This is a genomic window from Clostridium sp. KNHs216, assembly GCF_006714885.1.
Lineage (GTDB): Bacteria > Bacillota > Clostridia > Oscillospirales > Acutalibacteraceae > Caproiciproducens.
Map to the genome: position 1 here is coordinate 2479960 of NZ_VFMF01000001.1, position 15613 is coordinate 2495572.

Annotated in this window: 15 protein-coding genes; 10 read left to right on the forward strand and 5 right to left on the reverse strand. The window is 55.8% G+C overall.

Annotation, left to right across the window (positions count from 1 at the left end; all coding sequences use genetic code 11):
- Positions 1 to 32 precede the first annotated feature (32 nt).
- From dhaL to LY85_RS12070, 9 genes are all read left to right on the forward strand, one after another.
- Positions 33 to 677 carry a dihydroxyacetone kinase subunit DhaL gene (dhaL, locus tag LY85_RS19565; RefSeq protein WP_243122542.1) on the forward strand — a complete coding sequence of 215 codons (645 nt, stop codon included), beginning with the start codon at positions 33 to 35 and terminating at the stop codon, positions 675 to 677.
- Between the two features lie 201 nt (positions 678 to 878).
- On the forward strand, positions 879 to 1811 hold the full coding sequence (gene pfkB, locus LY85_RS12035) for a 1-phosphofructokinase (protein ID WP_141826831.1): 933 nt from the start codon (positions 879 to 881) through the stop codon (positions 1809 to 1811).
- Positions 1812 to 1827: 16 nt separating this feature from the next.
- The gene (locus LY85_RS12040) at positions 1828 to 2679 is read left to right on the forward strand and encodes a class II fructose-bisphosphate aldolase (RefSeq protein ID WP_141826832.1); all 852 of its coding nucleotides are present in this window, start codon (positions 1828 to 1830) and stop codon (positions 2677 to 2679) included.
- A gap of 64 nt (positions 2680 to 2743) precedes the next feature.
- Positions 2744 to 3721: a substrate-binding domain-containing protein gene (locus LY85_RS12045; protein WP_141826833.1), complete on the forward strand. Its 978-nt coding sequence runs from the start codon at positions 2744 to 2746 to the stop codon at positions 3719 to 3721.
- An 81-nt stretch (positions 3722 to 3802) separates the two neighbouring features.
- Positions 3803 to 5308, forward strand: a complete 1506-nt coding sequence (locus LY85_RS12050) for a sugar ABC transporter ATP-binding protein (protein ID WP_141826834.1) — start codon at positions 3803 to 3805, stop codon at positions 5306 to 5308.
- Positions 5309 to 5324: 16 nt separating this feature from the next.
- The gene (locus LY85_RS12055) at positions 5325 to 6293 is read left to right on the forward strand and encodes an ABC transporter permease (RefSeq protein ID WP_141826835.1); all 969 of its coding nucleotides are present in this window, start codon (positions 5325 to 5327) and stop codon (positions 6291 to 6293) included.
- A gap of 65 nt (positions 6294 to 6358) precedes the next feature.
- Positions 6359 to 7333: a Gfo/Idh/MocA family oxidoreductase gene (locus LY85_RS12060; protein ID WP_141826836.1), complete on the forward strand. Its 975-nt coding sequence runs from the start codon at positions 6359 to 6361 to the stop codon at positions 7331 to 7333.
- 143 nt (positions 7334 to 7476) lie between these two features.
- Positions 7477 to 8391: a YafY family protein gene (locus LY85_RS12065; RefSeq protein ID WP_141826837.1), complete on the forward strand. Its 915-nt coding sequence runs from the start codon at positions 7477 to 7479 to the stop codon at positions 8389 to 8391.
- Between the two features lie 66 nt (positions 8392 to 8457).
- Positions 8458 to 9204: an effector binding domain-containing protein gene (locus tag LY85_RS12070; RefSeq protein ID WP_185741202.1), complete on the forward strand. Its 747-nt coding sequence runs from the start codon at positions 8458 to 8460 to the stop codon at positions 9202 to 9204.
- Here the strand turns inward: LY85_RS12070 and LY85_RS12075 are convergent.
- Positions 9182 to 9382 (reverse strand): helix-turn-helix domain-containing protein, encoded by a 201-nt coding sequence (locus LY85_RS12075; RefSeq protein ID WP_038322238.1) that lies wholly within the window; start codon positions 9380 to 9382, stop codon positions 9182 to 9184. The genes LY85_RS12070 and LY85_RS12075 overlap by 23 nt on opposite strands.
- 196 nt (positions 9383 to 9578) lie before the next feature.
- Here LY85_RS12075 and LY85_RS12080 point away from each other — a divergent pair, with 196 nt between their 5' ends.
- The gene (locus tag LY85_RS12080; RefSeq protein ID WP_243122543.1) at positions 9579 to 10001 is read left to right on the forward strand and encodes a GNAT family N-acetyltransferase; all 423 of its coding nucleotides are present in this window, start codon (positions 9579 to 9581) and stop codon (positions 9999 to 10001) included.
- A gap of 99 nt (positions 10002 to 10100) precedes the next feature.
- On the opposite strand, the gene LY85_RS12085 is transcribed toward LY85_RS12080, so the two are convergent.
- From LY85_RS12085 to LY85_RS12100, 4 genes are read right to left on the reverse strand one after another with little or no spacing between them, the layout of a single operon-like run.
- Positions 10101 to 12653 carry a transglutaminase domain-containing protein gene (locus LY85_RS12085; RefSeq protein WP_141826839.1) on the reverse strand — a complete coding sequence of 851 codons (2553 nt, stop codon included), beginning with the start codon at positions 12651 to 12653 and terminating at the stop codon, positions 10101 to 10103.
- Between the two features lie 33 nt (positions 12654 to 12686).
- Entirely contained in the window at positions 12687 to 13667 is a 981-nt protein-coding gene (locus tag LY85_RS12090; RefSeq protein ID WP_141826840.1) for an oligopeptide/dipeptide ABC transporter ATP-binding protein, read from the reverse strand.
- Positions 13660 to 14670, reverse strand: coding sequence for an ABC transporter ATP-binding protein (locus tag LY85_RS12095; RefSeq protein WP_038322235.1), 1011 nt, complete (start codon positions 14668 to 14670; stop codon positions 13660 to 13662). The genes LY85_RS12090 and LY85_RS12095 overlap by 8 nt, the downstream gene beginning before the upstream one ends.
- 12 nt (positions 14671 to 14682) lie before the next feature.
- Complete coding sequence (locus tag LY85_RS12100; RefSeq protein ID WP_141826841.1) at positions 14683 to 15609, reverse strand: ABC transporter permease; 927 nt, start codon at positions 15607 to 15609, stop codon at positions 14683 to 14685.
- Between the last annotated feature and the right edge of the window lie 4 nt (positions 15610 to 15613).

Here is a 15613-nt window from a genome sequence, read left to right on the forward strand (position 1 = left end):
TCTACAGGCGCCGGGATTTTAGGAGACAGAGTATGGAAAATACCATGAATACGCGCCAGCTGCGGGACATGTTCCTTTCGGTCGCGCGCAAGGTTGTGGAAAGTGAAGACTTTTTGACGGAAATTGATCTGAAAATAGGGGACGGCGACCACGGCTTCGGCATGGCGCTCGGCTTCAAGGCAGTGAAAACGGCTCTGGAGGGAAAGGAGTTCCCCACGGTGGAGGCTCTTTTCCAGGAAGTGGGCATGACCCTGCTGGACACGATGGGCGGCGCTTCGGGCGTGCTCTTCGGCACGATGTTCATCAGCGGCGTCGCCCGTCAGGAACCTCATGAGCAGGCCGATCTGGCGCTGATGGCCGGAATTTTCCGCCGGGCGCTGGAAGCGCTGAAACAAAGGGGCAAGGCGCGGGTCGGCGACAAAACCATGGTGGACGCGTTCGAACCGGCGGCCGCCGGGCTGGAAGAAGGCGCGGCGAAGGGCGTTTCCCTGAAAGAAGGCCTCGTCCTGTGCGCGGCTGGCGCGAAAAAAGGGATGGAATACACCCGGGAATGTGTGGCCCGGTTCGGCCGCGCAAAATCCTATGGGACCAAGGCGATCGGCCTTCAGGACGCCGGAGCGACTTCTGTGTGGATCATTTTTCAGGCAATGTCGGACTGGGCTTCAGAAAACATCTAGGCCTTGTTTGTAAATTAAAAATCGAAGGATTTTCGTGATAAAATTGTGCCTGACAAGGAAAAAAGCGCAGGAATACTATCCGTATGCCGAGCATTTTTGACGCGGTCAGACGCGATTTTAGCCGAATAAGACAAGACTCTTGATTTTACAAACAAGGCCTAGCTACTTGAACCAATAACATTAATAAGGTGGGTACAAAGAATGATAACCACACTTACGCTGAACCCGTGCATCGACAGAACCGTAACCGTTGACGGCTTTACCTACGGGGGAACCAATCATGTGGAAAATTTCCGGTGCGATGTTTCCGGCAAGGGAATCAATGTCAGCATCGCGCTGAACAATATAGGGGAAGAAACCCGCTGCCTGGGCTTCAATTATATGGACGGCGGGTCGCTTCTGACAGATTTTTTAAACAGCGAAAAGATCAGCAACGATTTTTTAAACGTAAACGGGCAGCTCCGCACCAATATCAAGATTTTTGACAGAAAAGCCAGCGTGATGAGTGAGCTGAACGAAAGTGGAAATTTCGTAAACGGGGACTGCATCGCGGACCTTGTGAAGAAAGTGGAGGAATATCTTCCCAAAACCTCGCTGCTTGTGCTGGACGGCAGCGTGCCGCCGGGCGTTTCCAAGGATATCTATAAAACCCTGACGGACAAGGCGAGGGAATACGGCGTAAAAACCGTGATCGACGCCTACGGCGAGCTGCTCCTGGAAGGGATCAAAGCCGGACCGTACCTGATCAAGCCCAACAAGGACGAGCTTGAGGAAGCTTTCGGAGAAAAGATTCAGTCAAAGGAAGACGCCATCCGCGTTGCCCGGAAAATCATCGGCCAGGGCGTCGGCATGGTCTGCGTATCCATGGGCAAGGGCGGCGCGATGCTGATTACCGAAGAGAAAGCTTACTTCTGCGCGGGGACGGATATCGAGGTAAAGGGCGTGCAGGGCGCCGGGGATTCTCTGGTGGCAGGCATGTGCTACGCGATTGTGCACGGCCTTTCCTGCGCGGAGATGCTCCGTTACGGCGTAGCCGTGGCGCACGGCTCCCTGACGCTGGAGGGCACCCAGATGTGTACGCTGGAAAGCTTCCAAAAGATGCTTCCACTGATTCATACCGAGGAAATAGGATAAGATAGGAGTCTTGATTATGCCATTAGTAACAACCCGGGACCTTTTGCTGGACGCAAGGCGCGGCGGCTACGCGGTTGCCGCGTTCAACATCGAAAACATGGAAATGGCTCAGTCCGTTATCCGGACGGCCGACGAAATGAGGAGCCCCGTCATCATACAGACCACGCCGGGAACGGTGAATTACGCGGGCTTCGACATGCTGCGCGCGATGGTCGCGGTGGAAGCGGCAAAGACGGATATGCCGGTGGCCGTGCATCTTGACCACGGCGACAGCTACGAGCGGTGCGCCGCGGCGATCGATTCCGGCTACACCTCCGTCATGATCGACGGTTCCAAGCTTCCCTACGAGGAAAATATCGCCGTCACCAAAGCGGTCGTCGACCTCGCGGCAAAGAAGAATATCGACGTGGAAGGCGAGCTCGGCAGAGTCGGCGGCAAGGAGGATACCCACGAGGTAAAGGCCGGAGAGGATATCTACACCGATCCACAGCAGGCGAAGGACTTCGCCGAAAGGACGGGCGTCCGTTCACTGGCGGTCGCCATCGGCACCGCTCACGGCTTTTATAAAGGGGAGCCGAAGCTCGATTTCGTCCGCCTGGAAAAGATCATCGGGCTCGTCAATATTCCGATCGTGCTCCACGGGGCTTCCGGCGTGCCGGACGAAGCGGTCCGCCGCGCGGTCGGGCTGGGCATCTGCAAGGTGAATTTCGCGACGGAGCTGCGCGCCGCACTGACCAAAGGTGTGCGCGAGGCCCTCAGGGACGAAGCCGTCTATGACCCGAAGGTGTTTATGAAGCTGGGCAAAAAACAGGTCGAGGAAATCGTAAGGCACAAAATCCAGGTGTGCGGGTGCGACAACAGAGCCTGAAAAATATTTTTAAAAGACGAATTTGGAGTAAATCCATTTTCATAAATTTTTAGGAGGATTAATAATGAAAAGGTTTGGCAAATTATTAAGTATCGTTTTAGCAGCAGCGGCCCTTATTTCCACTCTTGCTGCCTGTTCCGGCCCGGGTACCGCCGCCAGCAGCGCAGCCGCGAGCACGCCCGCTTCCACGGCGGACGGCGCCAAGAAGGAGATCACCGTCGGTGTCAGCCTTCTGACCAGAGAACACGTTTTCTACAATAATATTGAAACAGCGTTAAACAGCAAGGCAAAAGAACTCGGCGTAAAGCTCGTTGTTCAGGACGCCAATCAGGACGCCAGCAAACAGCTCAGCCAGGTTCAGGACTTCATCACGCAGAAGGTCGACGCGATCATCCTCTGCCCTACCAACTCCGCCGGCAGCAAATCCATGGTTGAGCTTGCGGAAAAAGCAAACATCCCGGTTCTGACAATGGATGTTCCGTCCGACGGCAACACCGTGTGCCACGTTTCCACCGATAACTACAAGGGCGGCGAGCTGGCTGCCGAATATCTGGTAAACAACGTGCTTGCCAACAAAAAGGGCAACGCCGCCGTCATTACCTATTCCGAGATCGAAGGCTGCGTCAACCGTGAAAAGGGCTTTACCGAGTGGATCGCAAAGAACGCTCCGGACGTGAAGGTCGTAGATGTTCAGAACTATTCCGGCGACCAGGCGAAGGCTGCCGACGTCATGCAGAACATGCTCCAGAAGCACGCCGACCTCGACGCTGTTTTCTGCGTGGGTGATCCGGCCGCGATGGGCGCTCTGTCCTCCGTCAAATCGGCCAACAAACAGGTCAAAATCATCGGCTTTGACGGAAACGCGGAAGGCGTTGCCGAAATCAAGAAGGAAGGCAGCCTCTGGGTCGCAGACGTTGCACAGGATCCCGCGAAGATCGGTGAAACCGCCCTTCAGGCGGCTGTTGACACCGTAAACGGCAAGACCGTCGAAAAACTGATCGCGATTTCTCCGTATATCATCGATAAATCCAACGCCAAATAAGCCTACCTGATTTTTCCGCGGGGATGGGTGAGCCATTGCCTGTCCCCGCCATTTAATTTTGTATGGAAAGGAAGCATACAAATGGGGCAGAAACCGATTGTAGAGTTGTCCAATATCAATAAGTCCTTTCCCGGGGTTAAAGCGCTGTCCGATATTTCGGTAGATTTTTATCCGGGCGAAGTCCATGTCCTTTTAGGCGAGAACGGAGCCGGAAAATCCACGCTGATCAAGATCATCTCCGGAGTATACCAGACCGACAGCGGAAGCCTGAAAGTCAATGGTGAAGAGGTGCGCTTTATGAACACCCGCGAGGGGCTGGCGCACGGGATCAGCGTAATCCATCAGGAATTGAGCGTAATTCCCGATTTAACCGTAGCGGAAAACATATTTCTCGGGCGCGAGCCGAAGATCAGGGGAACCAATCTGATCGATAAAAAGGCCATGAATCAGAAAACACAGGAAATTCTGGATTCCATCGGAGTCAAAATCAACGCAAAGGCCATGATACGCCGCCTGAACAACGCCGACAGGCAGATGGTGGAAATCGCCAGGGCGGTCTCGCAGGACAGTTCGCTGGTTATTATGGACGAACCGACCTCCTCTCTTTCCAACAAAGAGGTGGACGCACTGTTCACCGTCATCAATAAATTGAAAACAAACAATGTCGCAGTTATTTATATATCGCACAGACTGAAAGAAATTACGGCCATCGGCGACCGCATCAGCATCCTGCGCGACGGGCAGCTGATTAAGACGGCCCTGTTATCCGAAATTTCGGAGGACGACATGATTACCCTGATGGTCGGACGGCAGATGACCCAGTTTTATTACCGGCCGGAAAAGGACGCGGTCAAGGACGAAGTCGTGCTGAAGGTAGAGAATCTGACGCGCAGCGGCGTATTTGAGGATGTGTCCTTCGAACTCAGAAAGGGCGAAATCCTGGGCGTAGCCGGGTTGATCGGCGCGGGCAGAACCGAAGTGATGCGCGCGATTTTCGGAGCGGATAAGCTGGACGGCGGAAAATGCTATGTTTTTGGCAAAGAGGTCCACTTTGAATCTCCGCGTCAGGCGATCAAGGCGGGAATCGGGCTGATTCCCGAGGACAGAAGGGGCCAGGGCCTGCTGCTGCAGAAATCCGTGAAGGAAAATACCTCGCTCGCCAGCCTTTACGCAAATTCCACCCGCGGCGTGATCGACCGGAAATGGGAAACGGACGTCGCCCGCGACTACATTAAGCGGCTCCATACCAAAACCCCGGACGAAAACGCGCGGACCAAGAACCTTTCCGGCGGAAACCAGCAAAAGGTGGTTATCGCCAAATGGCTGGTCGCGAAATCGAAAATCCTGATTATGGATGAGCCGACCAGGGGCATCGACGTCAATGCGAAAGCCGAAATCTACGCCCTGATGAAGGAATTTGTGGAAAACGGCGGAAGCATCATCATGGTGTCGTCCGAAATGCCGGAGGTTATCGGCGTTTCCACCCGCATCATGATCATGCGCGAGGGCCACGTTTCGGGTACGCTCGACAATACCAATGTCGCCGAAAAAGATATAATGAAGCTTGCCAGCCTGAACGCTGGCTGAGCCGGGAGGCATAAAAATGAAAAATGAAATTGCTATGAAAAAGCTCAGACATATTACCCAGGATTACACCATGGTGCTCTTTTTGGCGGCACTGTTTATTGTTTCCCTGATCTTTGTACCGCGTTTCTCCGAAGTGGGCAACCTGATTAACGTACTGATGCAGATCACCATCAACGCGCTGATCGCAACGGGCATGACCTTTGTCATCCTGACCGGCGGCATCGACCTTTCCGTCGGTTCGGTCGCGGCGCTTTCGGGCATCGTGTCCACATCCCTGATCCAGCTTGTGCCGAACGCCGGAATCCCGGTGAGCCTGCTGGTGATCTTCGGAACCTCCCTTATGGTCGGCGGCATCTGCGGCACGGTCACGGCGTTTAACATTGCAAAGCTGCGCGTGCCTCCCTTTGTGGCGACACTGGCCATGATGAGCATCGCGAGGGGCCTTGCCTATGTCTATACCAACGCAAAGCCGGTGTTCGGGCTTCCGGACGCTTACGCGTGGCTCGGCCTCGGCTATATTGGGCCGATTCCGGTCATGGTCATCATTATGATCATCATTCTCGCGGTCGCTTTCCTGGTCCTGCGCAGGACCTGCTTCGGCCGCTATGTCTTTGCCGTAGGCAGCAGCGAGGATGTTTCCCAGCTGAGCGGCATCAATGTAAAACGGGTTAAATTTTACGTATACATCATCTGCGCCGTTCTGGCGGCCCTTGCCGGCGCAGTGCTTTCCTCCCGGCTGCAGGCGGGCCAGCCCGCGGCGGCCAACGGCTACGAGCTGAACGCGATCGCGGCGGTCGCCATGGGCGGCACCAGCATGAGCGGCGGACGCGGCGGCATCAGCCAGACCGTCCTCGGCCTGTGCGTCATCGGAATCATCAACAACGCGCTCAGTCTTCTGGGCGTTTCCTCCTACTGGCAGACCATTGCCATGGGCGCGATCATCCTGATCGCGGTAATCTTCGATCAGAATAAAAAAGACCTGTAAAACAAGCGGGGCTTGCGCTTCGCTGAGATTCATACGGAAACCGGTCCGGAAAGGATGTTGCTGCAATGGCGGAAAAAACGGTTCGATGGGGAGTCCTCGGCTGCGCGGGAATCGCGGAGCGTAAAGTGCTCCCGGGAATGCTGCATGCGGAAAACGCGGTCCTGCAGGCGCTTTCCAGCAGAGGAAGCAGTGAAAAACTGAAGCGGTTCGCGGAAAAGTTCCACCCGCAAAAGACCTATGAAAGCTACGAAGTGCTGCTGGACGACCCCGACGTGGACGCGGTTTATATTCCCCTTCCGAACGGGCTGCACTGCGAATGGGTGCTGCGCGCCGCGGAAAAGAAAAAGCATGTCCTCTGCGAAAAGCCTCTTGGCGTGTCCGTCGAAGAGGTCAGGCGAATGAAGGCGGCGTGCGACGAAAACGGCGTGCTCCTGATGGAGGCGTTCGCTTACCGGCAAAGCCCCCTGACCCAAAAGGCGAAAAGCATTGTGGAGTCGGGCGCTTTGGGTACAGTAAAATATATAGAATCCTGTTACGGCTACAATCTGGAAAACGAGGCGGATGTCCGTCTGTCCGCAGCGCTGCACGGCGGCGCGACCTATGACGTCGGCTGCTACAACCTGAACCTGATCCGTTACCTTGCCGGCGCCGAGCCCGTCCGGGTCAGCGCGTTTGGGAAAGTTTCCGAAAAACATGCGGTGGATACGGAAAGCTGCATCATGATGGAATTTCCCAACGGCATCCGCGCCGTTTCTTACTGCAGCCTGACGATTTTCCGCTCCCACCGGTATCTGGTTATCGGCGATAAAGGGTCGCTGACCGTGCCGACCGAGTTCAATACCGAGGGCGAGGGAAAAATCCTTCTGGCTTCGGAAGGGAAAACCGAAGAGCTCACCGTGGACTGTCCGGACAACTACCGGCTCGAAATCGAGCAGTTCGGCAGGGCGGTGCTGGGGCAGGAACCCAGGCTGATCTCTTTTGGGGATTCTCTGGGCAATGCGGAGGTCATCGAGAAAGCGCTGAAACAAATTCAGAATTAAGTTCCCAATCTTTTCTTTCAATAAAATCCCTGTTTCTCGGGAGGGGACCGTTTCGGCAATCGGCCGAGACGGTCCCCTCCTGCTGTTTCCATTTATCATTTCGTCCCCCTGTGCTATACTGAAAGAAAAAGGGGGCGCCGTCCATGCAGAGCGACCGGCTGTTTGAAATCATCTATCTGCTTTTAACGCGTTCCGGCACGACCGCCGGGGAGCTTGCGGAGCGCTTTGAGGTTTCCGCGCGGACCATCTACCGGGATATCGACAAGCTTTCGGCGGCAGGGATCCCGGTTTACGCCAGCAAGGGAAAAGGGGGCGGCATCCGCCTGCTTCCCGATTTTGTACTGGATAAATCTTTACTGTCCGAAAAGGAGCAGAACGAGATTCTGTTTGCTCTGCAAAGCCTGAAGGCGACCAATACCGGGGAGGGCGGCGCGGTGCTTTCCCATTTGAGCGCGCTGTTCCAAAGGCAGAGCGGCGACTGGATCGATGTGGATTTTTCCGCCTGGGGCGGAGGAGACAATGAGCGTCGGAAATTTTCAGCCCTGAAAACAGGCATATTGGAGCGGCGCGTGGTAACTTTCAACTATTATGCCTCCAACGGTGGAGAAAGCTTCCGCAAAGTCGAACCCGTAAAGCTGCGGTTTAAGGGCGCGGCATGGTATTTGCAGGGCTTTTGTCTGGATAAGCAGGCTTTCCGCACCTTCAAAATCATGCGGATGCAGGACGTGTGCCTGACGGAGGAGCCTTTTGCGCGCAGGAGCCGCCCGCTTCCGGAGCTGGAGCCGCAGGGCCTTGGTCCGGGTGCGGAGGTCACGCTTTCGCTTTGGTTTTCTCCGCGGATGGCTTACCGCGTTTACGACGATTTTGATCACAGGCTGGTTCAGAAAAACGAAGACGGCAGTTTTTCCGTGACGGTGAAATACATAGAAGACGGCTGGGTATACGGTTATCTGCTTTCCTTCGGGGAGGACGTCAGAGTGGTTTCCCCGCAGCATATCCGGGACGTTCTGAAGGAGAAAGCGAAAAAAATTGTTTCGCTGTATCAAAAAAATGGATAATATGACGCTCTGATGTCATATTCCGTATGGTATCCTTGTTTCATCAAATGGAAAAGAGGGAACCCTATGGATTATGAAATTGTTGAATTAGAGCAGAAAACGGTGGTGGGGCTTTGTACCCGCACGGGAAATTCCGAAACGGATATGCCGGAAAAAATCGGCGGTCTGTGGCAGTCGTTCTTCGATGGGGTGATTCAGAAAATACCCCACAGAACGGGAGAAACTGCCTTCGGCCTGTATACAAATTATGAAAACGGCACGCAGGGAAACTATGATATGATGGCGTGCTGTGAAGTGTCGGGAATCGGGGAACTGCCGGAAAACGGGAAGGCCGCCGTGATTCCGGCGGGAAAATACGCAAAATTTTCGTTCCGAGGGAACACGCGCAGCGGCATGGCGGCTTTCTGGCAGGAAATATGGAATACGGAGCTGTGCAGAAAATTTTCCTGCGATTTTGAGGAATATCTGCCGGACGCCGACTACACCAACGCGCGCGTCAATATTTATGTTGCCCTGCACGATTTCTGCCAGAGCTGCGGCATGCCGATGACGCAGAGGGAGCAGTACGGAACGGATAAGGACGGTTCTCAAAATACGGATTACTGCTGTTATTGCTATCAGAACGGCGCGTTTACCGCTGACTGCACCATGGAGCAGATGATCGACTTCTGTCTGGACTATGAGAAGGATTCCGGCAGGTATCAGGACAGGGACCAGGCCCGCGCGGATATGCTGGGGTGGTTCCCGGCCCTGAAAAGATGGAGCGCAACGCAAGGAACGGAAAGCGAATCTATTCCTTTACGTGTTCGATGATATCGGAGACTTCACAGTCTAAAATAAAACACAGCGTGTCAAGTGTTTTCATGGTAATGGCTTTTCCGTGCTTCATTCTGTGCAGGATGTTGGAGGAAAAGCCATATTTGAAAATCAGTTGATATTCCGTCATGTTTTTTTGGAACAGGGTTCTGTAAAATGGTTGATAACTGATCATCACTATCACCTCAACAGTAGAGTAACATACTTAAAGTATTGACTATACTCAAAATATTGACTATAGTGTTTATATCCATACGGATGAAATACCCGTCAATATCCTCCGAAAAGAGGATCACTGCCGATATGGAAAACAGCAGAAAAATTAACATTCCCATGTTATAATGTTAAAAAAACGAAGGGAATGAGGCTATGTGTCAATAGAGTACCGGCATGAAATTACGGTGGAGGATTACAACGCGCTGCGCAGAGCGGTGGGATGGGACCCGATCGAACCCGCTCAGGCAAAGGAAGGGCTTCACAATTCCGCGTACATCATCTGTGCGGCGGACGGGGATAAAATCGTCGGACATGCCCGCGCCGTCAGCGACGGCGGGTACGTCGTGCTGATTTCAGATGTGATCGTCCGTCCGGACTATCAGAAAAACGGCATTGCAAAGACGATGGTACAGGAATTGATGGACTTTTTCACCTCCCGGCTGAAAAGCGGTCAAGCGATCCTCTTTAATCTGATGGCCGCCAAGGGCAGGGAGTCGTTTTATAAACAGCTCGGCTTCGCGGAGCGCCCCAATGACGAAGTGGGCGCCGGAATGTCGCAGTGGTTTAGAAAGAAATAAAATATACATATAGTATTATTTCTGTAAAATATAAACACCGCATGTTCACGGCGATCCCGTGGACATGCGGTGTTCTGATGTCTTCTGATTTGTCCCAAATTAACGCTTTTCGCCGGCGGCCGTAATGATTTTGATCAGCAAGTCGGCAACGCCCACGTTGTAGCCGCTGCAGGCGTAAATCCCCCGTCCGTCCCGCGCGACAATGGTGAGCGGCAGCTTTTCCGGGTCCACAAAGGTTCTGCGTGCTAGCGGGGCGGCCGTTTCGGCAAAGTCCGAATAATAGACGCGCGCTCCGGGAATGGCTCTGTACGCTTTCGCGAAGGTTTCATTCTCCCACGCAGAGCGGCCGCGAAGGATGAAGACCAGCTCGCAGCCGAGGGCGTTCAGCTTTTCCCGCGCCCCGATCAATTCATTGAGAATATGCTCCGTGGGTTCGCGGCCCTCTTCCAGCCAGATCAATACGGCGGTTTTTCCGTCTGTGACGGCGGCGGACAAAACGGGTTCGTCCCCGTCGCCGGTAAGCTGGAAGGGCGGCAGCGGAATATCCACGAACAGGTCGGAAATCTGCGTTTGGAACAGGGAAACGGCAAGCTCCTTCGATTCTTTATCCGCCAGGCGGAAGCAGTACTTTTTGGCAAACTGGTTGCCGTTGGGCGTGCGGCTGGAGGTAATCAGCCGGTACTGGCCCGGAAGCAGGGAAAGCGTCAGCGTTGTGTCCGTCCAGACGGAGTCCGACAGCTCCAGAGTCCGGTACACGCCGTCCTTCAGCACGGCGATGGTCCAGTTGTGCAGATACGACCAGTTTTCCTCGCCGCCCAAAAGGGTCAGCACGGCCTTGCCGCAGGACTCCCCGGAAGCCTCCTGCGCGTTTTTGAACCCGCCGTTCTGATAATACTGTGGGTATAAATTAATAGAATTGATACGTGCTGGAATTCCCAGCGCGCGGCAGACAGCGGTAAACAGCACGCCGCGCCCCATTTCGTTTGCCTGTCCGCTGGAAAGAATCCCCGCCGGGGTGCCGGGCAGCCGTTCGCTGTCGCGTTCCGCCGGACCCTCAAAGCGGGAAATGGATTCCCACACCAGCCCGGGCTGCCTGCGGAAAGCCGCCGCCTGTTCGTCCAAAAGGCCGGAAAGCAGTCTGCTGTGAGGTGTCAGCTGCTCAAAATGCGCCCGGGGGCAAAGTATGTAGGGAACAAAGATTTCTTCGGGATAATCCGCTTGGTACCGGAGCGAATACGTGAAGTGCTCCGCGAGAAGGGCGGCATCGACATCCCGCCAGTCCTTTTTCGGAAGGGATTGAAGCATTTTCAGCTGTAGCTCCCGGTTTTCTTCGCCGAAATCCATGGAAAGGAAACGGTACAATTGTTCAAAATTGCCTTCGGCGGCTTTCAGGACGGCCAGCACCTCCTGCGGGCGGGCAAAATATGCGGCGAGCTTTTCGGCTTTTTCCTTTTGATAGAAGCTTTTGGCGTACTGCTGGCGTTTCCGTTCGGCGCCGTCTACAATCTGCTTTCGCCGTTCCTTCTGCTCCGGGGAAAGCAGCACCAGATTCCTGGTGCTGTCCTTCGGCGCGCGGAAGCAGAAATCCTCCCGCACGTCCGGTTCGGCCCGCACCGCGCCGGAAAAGTCGACGGTAATGCCGTCGGTTTCCTCCGTATCGGCAAAGGCTTCCACAAAGCTCCCGTCCTTTTCCGCGTGAATGTGAACGCTGCCGAAGCCAAGCGTGACCCCGGCCCGGCCCGTTTCGTCGGTGACGACGGCGGCCACCGGGAAAAATTCTGCGCCGTTGAGCAGCTCGAACCCTACGGTCACGCCGGAAACCGGCCCCGAAGCATCCGTAACTGTAACGGTGAACCGGCGCGCGTCTGCGTATCTCCGGATTTCGTTCAGAATAATGGTCTGCCCGTCCGTGCAGATGGCCTCCTCGCCCTCGATCGGCAGGAAGGATTTGCTGTCCATCAGCATGGAGCGCGCGGCGGCTTCCGTGAACCAGCCGCGGTTGAGCACCGGCTCCGGCTCGCACGCGCCGAGGAAATACCATTCCCCGTCGCACCAGACCTCCACCCACGCGTGGTTGTCGTCGCAGTGCGCCCAGCGGGGCGTATAGACCTGCCGTGCGGGAATCCCCACGCTGCGCAGGGCGGTGACGGCAAAGGTGGATTCCTCGCCGCAGCGGCCGTAAGAGGACCTCAGAGCGGTAAGGGGGGACACGGTCCTTTCGTCGGTGGCCTGATAGGTGACGTGCTCGGCGCACCAGACGTTTACTTCCAGCGCGGCCTCCTTCATGCTCATGCCCCGGATTCTTTCGTTCAGAGCGTCGTAAAAGAATTTGCGGCAGTCTTCTATCTTTTCGTTGTTGATCCGGTAATACAAAACATAATTCAGAAAAATATTCTCAGGAATCCGGCCGCCCCACGGGGAGTGCTCCCTCAGGAAAAGGCCGAAATCCACATAGCTCAGGTAAAGGGAAAAATCGTAGTCCCCCAGGTCGGCGGACGGCATGGTGCTGTAAAAAAACTCCATGGCGGTCCGCCGGCCGCCCTCGCAGCCGTCCAGCCGCGAAAGGATTTCCCCGCCGCGCAGCCCCAGAGTGGACTGCGTTTTGAGGAACTGCCGGTGAACGGAGTCCTGTAACTCCTGTGAAAATATCATTTACATGATCCTCCTAACATACGCCCGGACCGCTCATTTGCCGGGGGCCTGAATCAGATGGCAGGCCACCCAGTGGCCCGGTTCCGCTTCCACCATTTCCGGGGCCTGCTTTTTGCAGAGCTCCGTGGCTTTCGGACAGCGGGAGCAGAAGTGGCAGCACTCCGGCAGATTGATCGGACTGGGGATGCTCCCCTCCAGCACGACGCGGCTGCGGGACTGCTCCAGATCCGGGTCGGGCAGGGGGATGGCGGACAGAAGCGCCTGCGTGTAGGGGTGCAGGGGATTTTCAAACAGCTCCCGGCTGGAAGCCAGCTCCGCCATACTGCCAAGGTACATCACGCCCACGCGGTCGCTGATGTGCTTTACCATGGAAAGGTCGTGTGCAATGAACAGATAAGTCAGTTGGCGCTGCTCCTGCAGTTTTTTCAGCAGGTTGATGACCTGCGCCTGAATGGAGACGTCCAGCGCGGAAATCGGTTCGTCTGCGATGATGAAGTCCGGGTTGACCGCCAGCGCGCGGGCAATGCCGATGCGCTGGCGCTGGCCGCCGGAAAATTCGTGCGGGAACCGATTGGCGTGTTCCTCCTGCAGGCCGACGACCTCCAGAAGGTCGACGACCATCTGGGCGCGCTCCTGCGCGGACTTCGCCAGCCCGTGTGCGTCGATTCCCTCCGCGACGATGTCCATGACCTTCATGCGCGGGTTCAGTGAAGCGTACGGGTCCTGAAAAATCATCTGCATCCGGCGCGAAAGCTCGTGGCTCTGCGCGCCGCTCAGCTTTCCGTGGACGTTGACCCCGTCGAACAGGACTTCGCCCCCGGTCGCGCCGTAAAGCCGGATAATGGTGCGGCCCAGCGTGGATTTTCCGCAGCCGGACTCGCCGACCAGGCCGAAGGTTTCCCCTTTGTAGACCTCAAAGCTGACGTTGTCCACCGCTTTCAGGGTCTGGTTTTTTCCTACGTTAAAATATCTTTTCAGGTTTTTTACCTGCAAAATCACTTTGTTATCAGTCATGATCTTCACCGTCCTTTGCGTCGTCCTGCTGCGCCCGGCTGTCCAGCAGCCAGCAGGCGGCGCGGTGCGTGTCGGAAAGTTGGGTGTATTCCGGCATGAATTCCTGGCACACCTTCATGGTGTGCGGGCAGCGCGCGGCGAACGGACAGCCCTTCGGCGGGTCCATCAGGTCGGGCGGCGTGCCGGGGATGGAGAAAAGCTGCTGGTCGTCCTCGTGCAGCTTCGGGATGGAGGCCAGAAGCCCCTTCGTATAAGGATGGGCGGTGCGGTAGAACAGGTCGCGCACGCTGCCGGTTTCGACCAGCTTGCCGCCGTACATGACGGCCACGCGGTTCGCGATGTTGGCGACCACGCCCAGATTGTGGGTGATAATAATAATGGAGGTATCGATTTTCCCCTGCAGATCCTTCATCAGGTCCAGAATCTGCGCCTGAATGGTAACGTCCAGCGCGGTGGTGGGCTCATCCGCGATCAGCACCTTCGGGCTGCACGCGAGCGCGATCGCAATGACCACGCGCTGGCGCATGCCGCCGGACAACTGGTGGGGATACTGGGAAAAGCGCGTTTCCGGGTTGGACAGGCCGACCAGCCTGATCTGCTCGATCGCCTTTTCCTTCAGTTGCTCCTTTGTCAGGTCGCTGCGGTGCTCATGCAGGACCTCCATGATCTGTTTGCCCACCGTCATGGTCGGGTTCAGGGAGGTCATCGGGTCCTGAAAAATCATCGAGATGTCGCAGCCCCTGATTTTCTGCATCTCATGCTCGCTCAGCGCGGCAAGGTCCCTGCCCTCCAGATGGACGGAGCCCTCCGCGATTTTTCCGTTTGTGGGCAGCAGGCCCATTACGCCCTTGACCGTGATGGATTTTCCGGAGCCGGATTCCCCCACGATGGCGAGGGTCTCTCCCTTTTCCAGCGAAAAGCTCACGCCGCGCACCGCCTGCACGATCCCGTGCTGTGTATGGATATGGACGTTCAGATTTTCCACTTCCAGAAGCTTACTCATAGCGCGCCCTCCTCACTGTCTCATTCTCGGGTCAAGCGCGTCGCGCAGCCCGTCGCCCAAAATGCTGAAGCAGACCATGATTAACACGATGACCACGGCCGGGAAGATCAGCAGGAACGGGAAATTCTGAAGCACCTGATACCCGTTGTTGATCAAAACGCCGAGCGAGGCCTGCGGTTCCGCCAGACCGATTCCGATAAAGCTCAGAAACGCTTCGGTGAAAATCGCCGACGGAATGGTGAACATGGCGTTGATGACAATGACGCCCACGGTATTCGGGATAAGATGTTTCAGGATGATTTCCCTGTTTCCGGTGCCAAGAACGCGGGCGGCCAGAACAAATTCCTGATTTTTCAGCTTTAAAATCTGCGCGCGCACCAATCGCGCCATGTTGACCCATCCGGTGATGGAAAGGGCCACGACAATGGTCCAGATGCCGGCGGGCATGACCATCATCAAAAGGATGACGATAATCAGCTGCGGGATTCCGACCAGAATTTCAATGATTCTTTGCATCACCGCGTCCACCTTGCCGCCGAACAGCGCGGAAACCGCACCGAAGGTAACGCCGATGAACAGATCGATAAACGCGGCGGCGACCGCGATCAGCAGGGAAATGCGCGTGCCCTGCCAGATGCGCGCCCACTGGTCGCGCCCGAACTGGTCGGTGCCGAACAGGTGCGCCGCGCCGGGTCCGTTGTAGGTGTGCAGATAATCGGTGTCATAAAAGGTGTACTTTGAGAAAATCGGCCCGAATATGGCCAGAAGAATAATCACAACCAGAATCGCCAGGCTGACGACCGCCGCCTTGTTTTTCCTCAGCCGCAGCCAGCCGTCCTGAAACGCGGTCAGGTTGGGGCGGGCAATATGTTCTCTTTCGTCCTTGTCTACTACGGCTTTTACGAAAAGCTTCTGCGGAATCTCCATTTTCTGCGCCATACCC

What these genes read in the sequence shown, in the direction of transcription:
- LY85_RS12060 (WP_141826836.1), top strand. Translation starts at nt 6,359, where the DNA reads ATGGCGGAAAAAACGGTTCGATGGGGAGTCCTCGGCTGCGCGGGAATC.
- LY85_RS12055 (WP_141826835.1), top strand. Translation starts at nt 5,325, where the DNA reads ATGAAAAATGAAATTGCTATGAAAAAGCTCAGACATATTACCCAGGAT.
- LY85_RS12040 (WP_141826832.1), top strand. Translation starts at nt 1,828, where the DNA reads ATGCCATTAGTAACAACCCGGGACCTTTTGCTGGACGCAAGGCGCGGC.
- pfkB (WP_141826831.1), top strand. Translation starts at nt 879, where the DNA reads ATGATAACCACACTTACGCTGAACCCGTGCATCGACAGAACCGTAACC.
- LY85_RS12045 (WP_141826833.1), top strand. Translation starts at nt 2,744, where the DNA reads ATGAAAAGGTTTGGCAAATTATTAAGTATCGTTTTAGCAGCAGCGGCC.
- LY85_RS12050 (WP_141826834.1), top strand. Translation starts at nt 3,803, where the DNA reads ATGGGGCAGAAACCGATTGTAGAGTTGTCCAATATCAATAAGTCCTTT.
- LY85_RS12075 (WP_038322238.1), bottom strand. Translation starts at nt 9,382, where the DNA reads ATGATCAGTTATCAACCATTTTACAGAACCCTGTTCCAAAAAAACATG.
- LY85_RS12065 (WP_141826837.1), top strand. Translation starts at nt 7,477, where the DNA reads ATGCAGAGCGACCGGCTGTTTGAAATCATCTATCTGCTTTTAACGCGT.
- LY85_RS12070 (WP_185741202.1), top strand. Translation starts at nt 8,458, where the DNA reads ATGGATTATGAAATTGTTGAATTAGAGCAGAAAACGGTGGTGGGGCTT.
- LY85_RS12085 (WP_141826839.1), bottom strand. Translation starts at nt 12,653, where the DNA reads ATGATATTTTCACAGGAGTTACAGGACTCCGTTCACCGGCAGTTCCTC.
- dhaL (WP_243122542.1), top strand. Translation starts at nt 33, where the DNA reads ATGGAAAATACCATGAATACGCGCCAGCTGCGGGACATGTTCCTTTCG.
- LY85_RS12095 (WP_038322235.1), bottom strand. Translation starts at nt 14,670, where the DNA reads ATGAGTAAGCTTCTGGAAGTGGAAAATCTGAACGTCCATATCCATACA.
- LY85_RS12100 (WP_141826841.1), bottom strand. Translation starts at nt 15,609, where the DNA reads ATGGCGCAGAAAATGGAGATTCCGCAGAAGCTTTTCGTAAAAGCCGTA.
- LY85_RS12090 (WP_141826840.1), bottom strand. Translation starts at nt 13,667, where the DNA reads ATGACTGATAACAAAGTGATTTTGCAGGTAAAAAACCTGAAAAGATAT.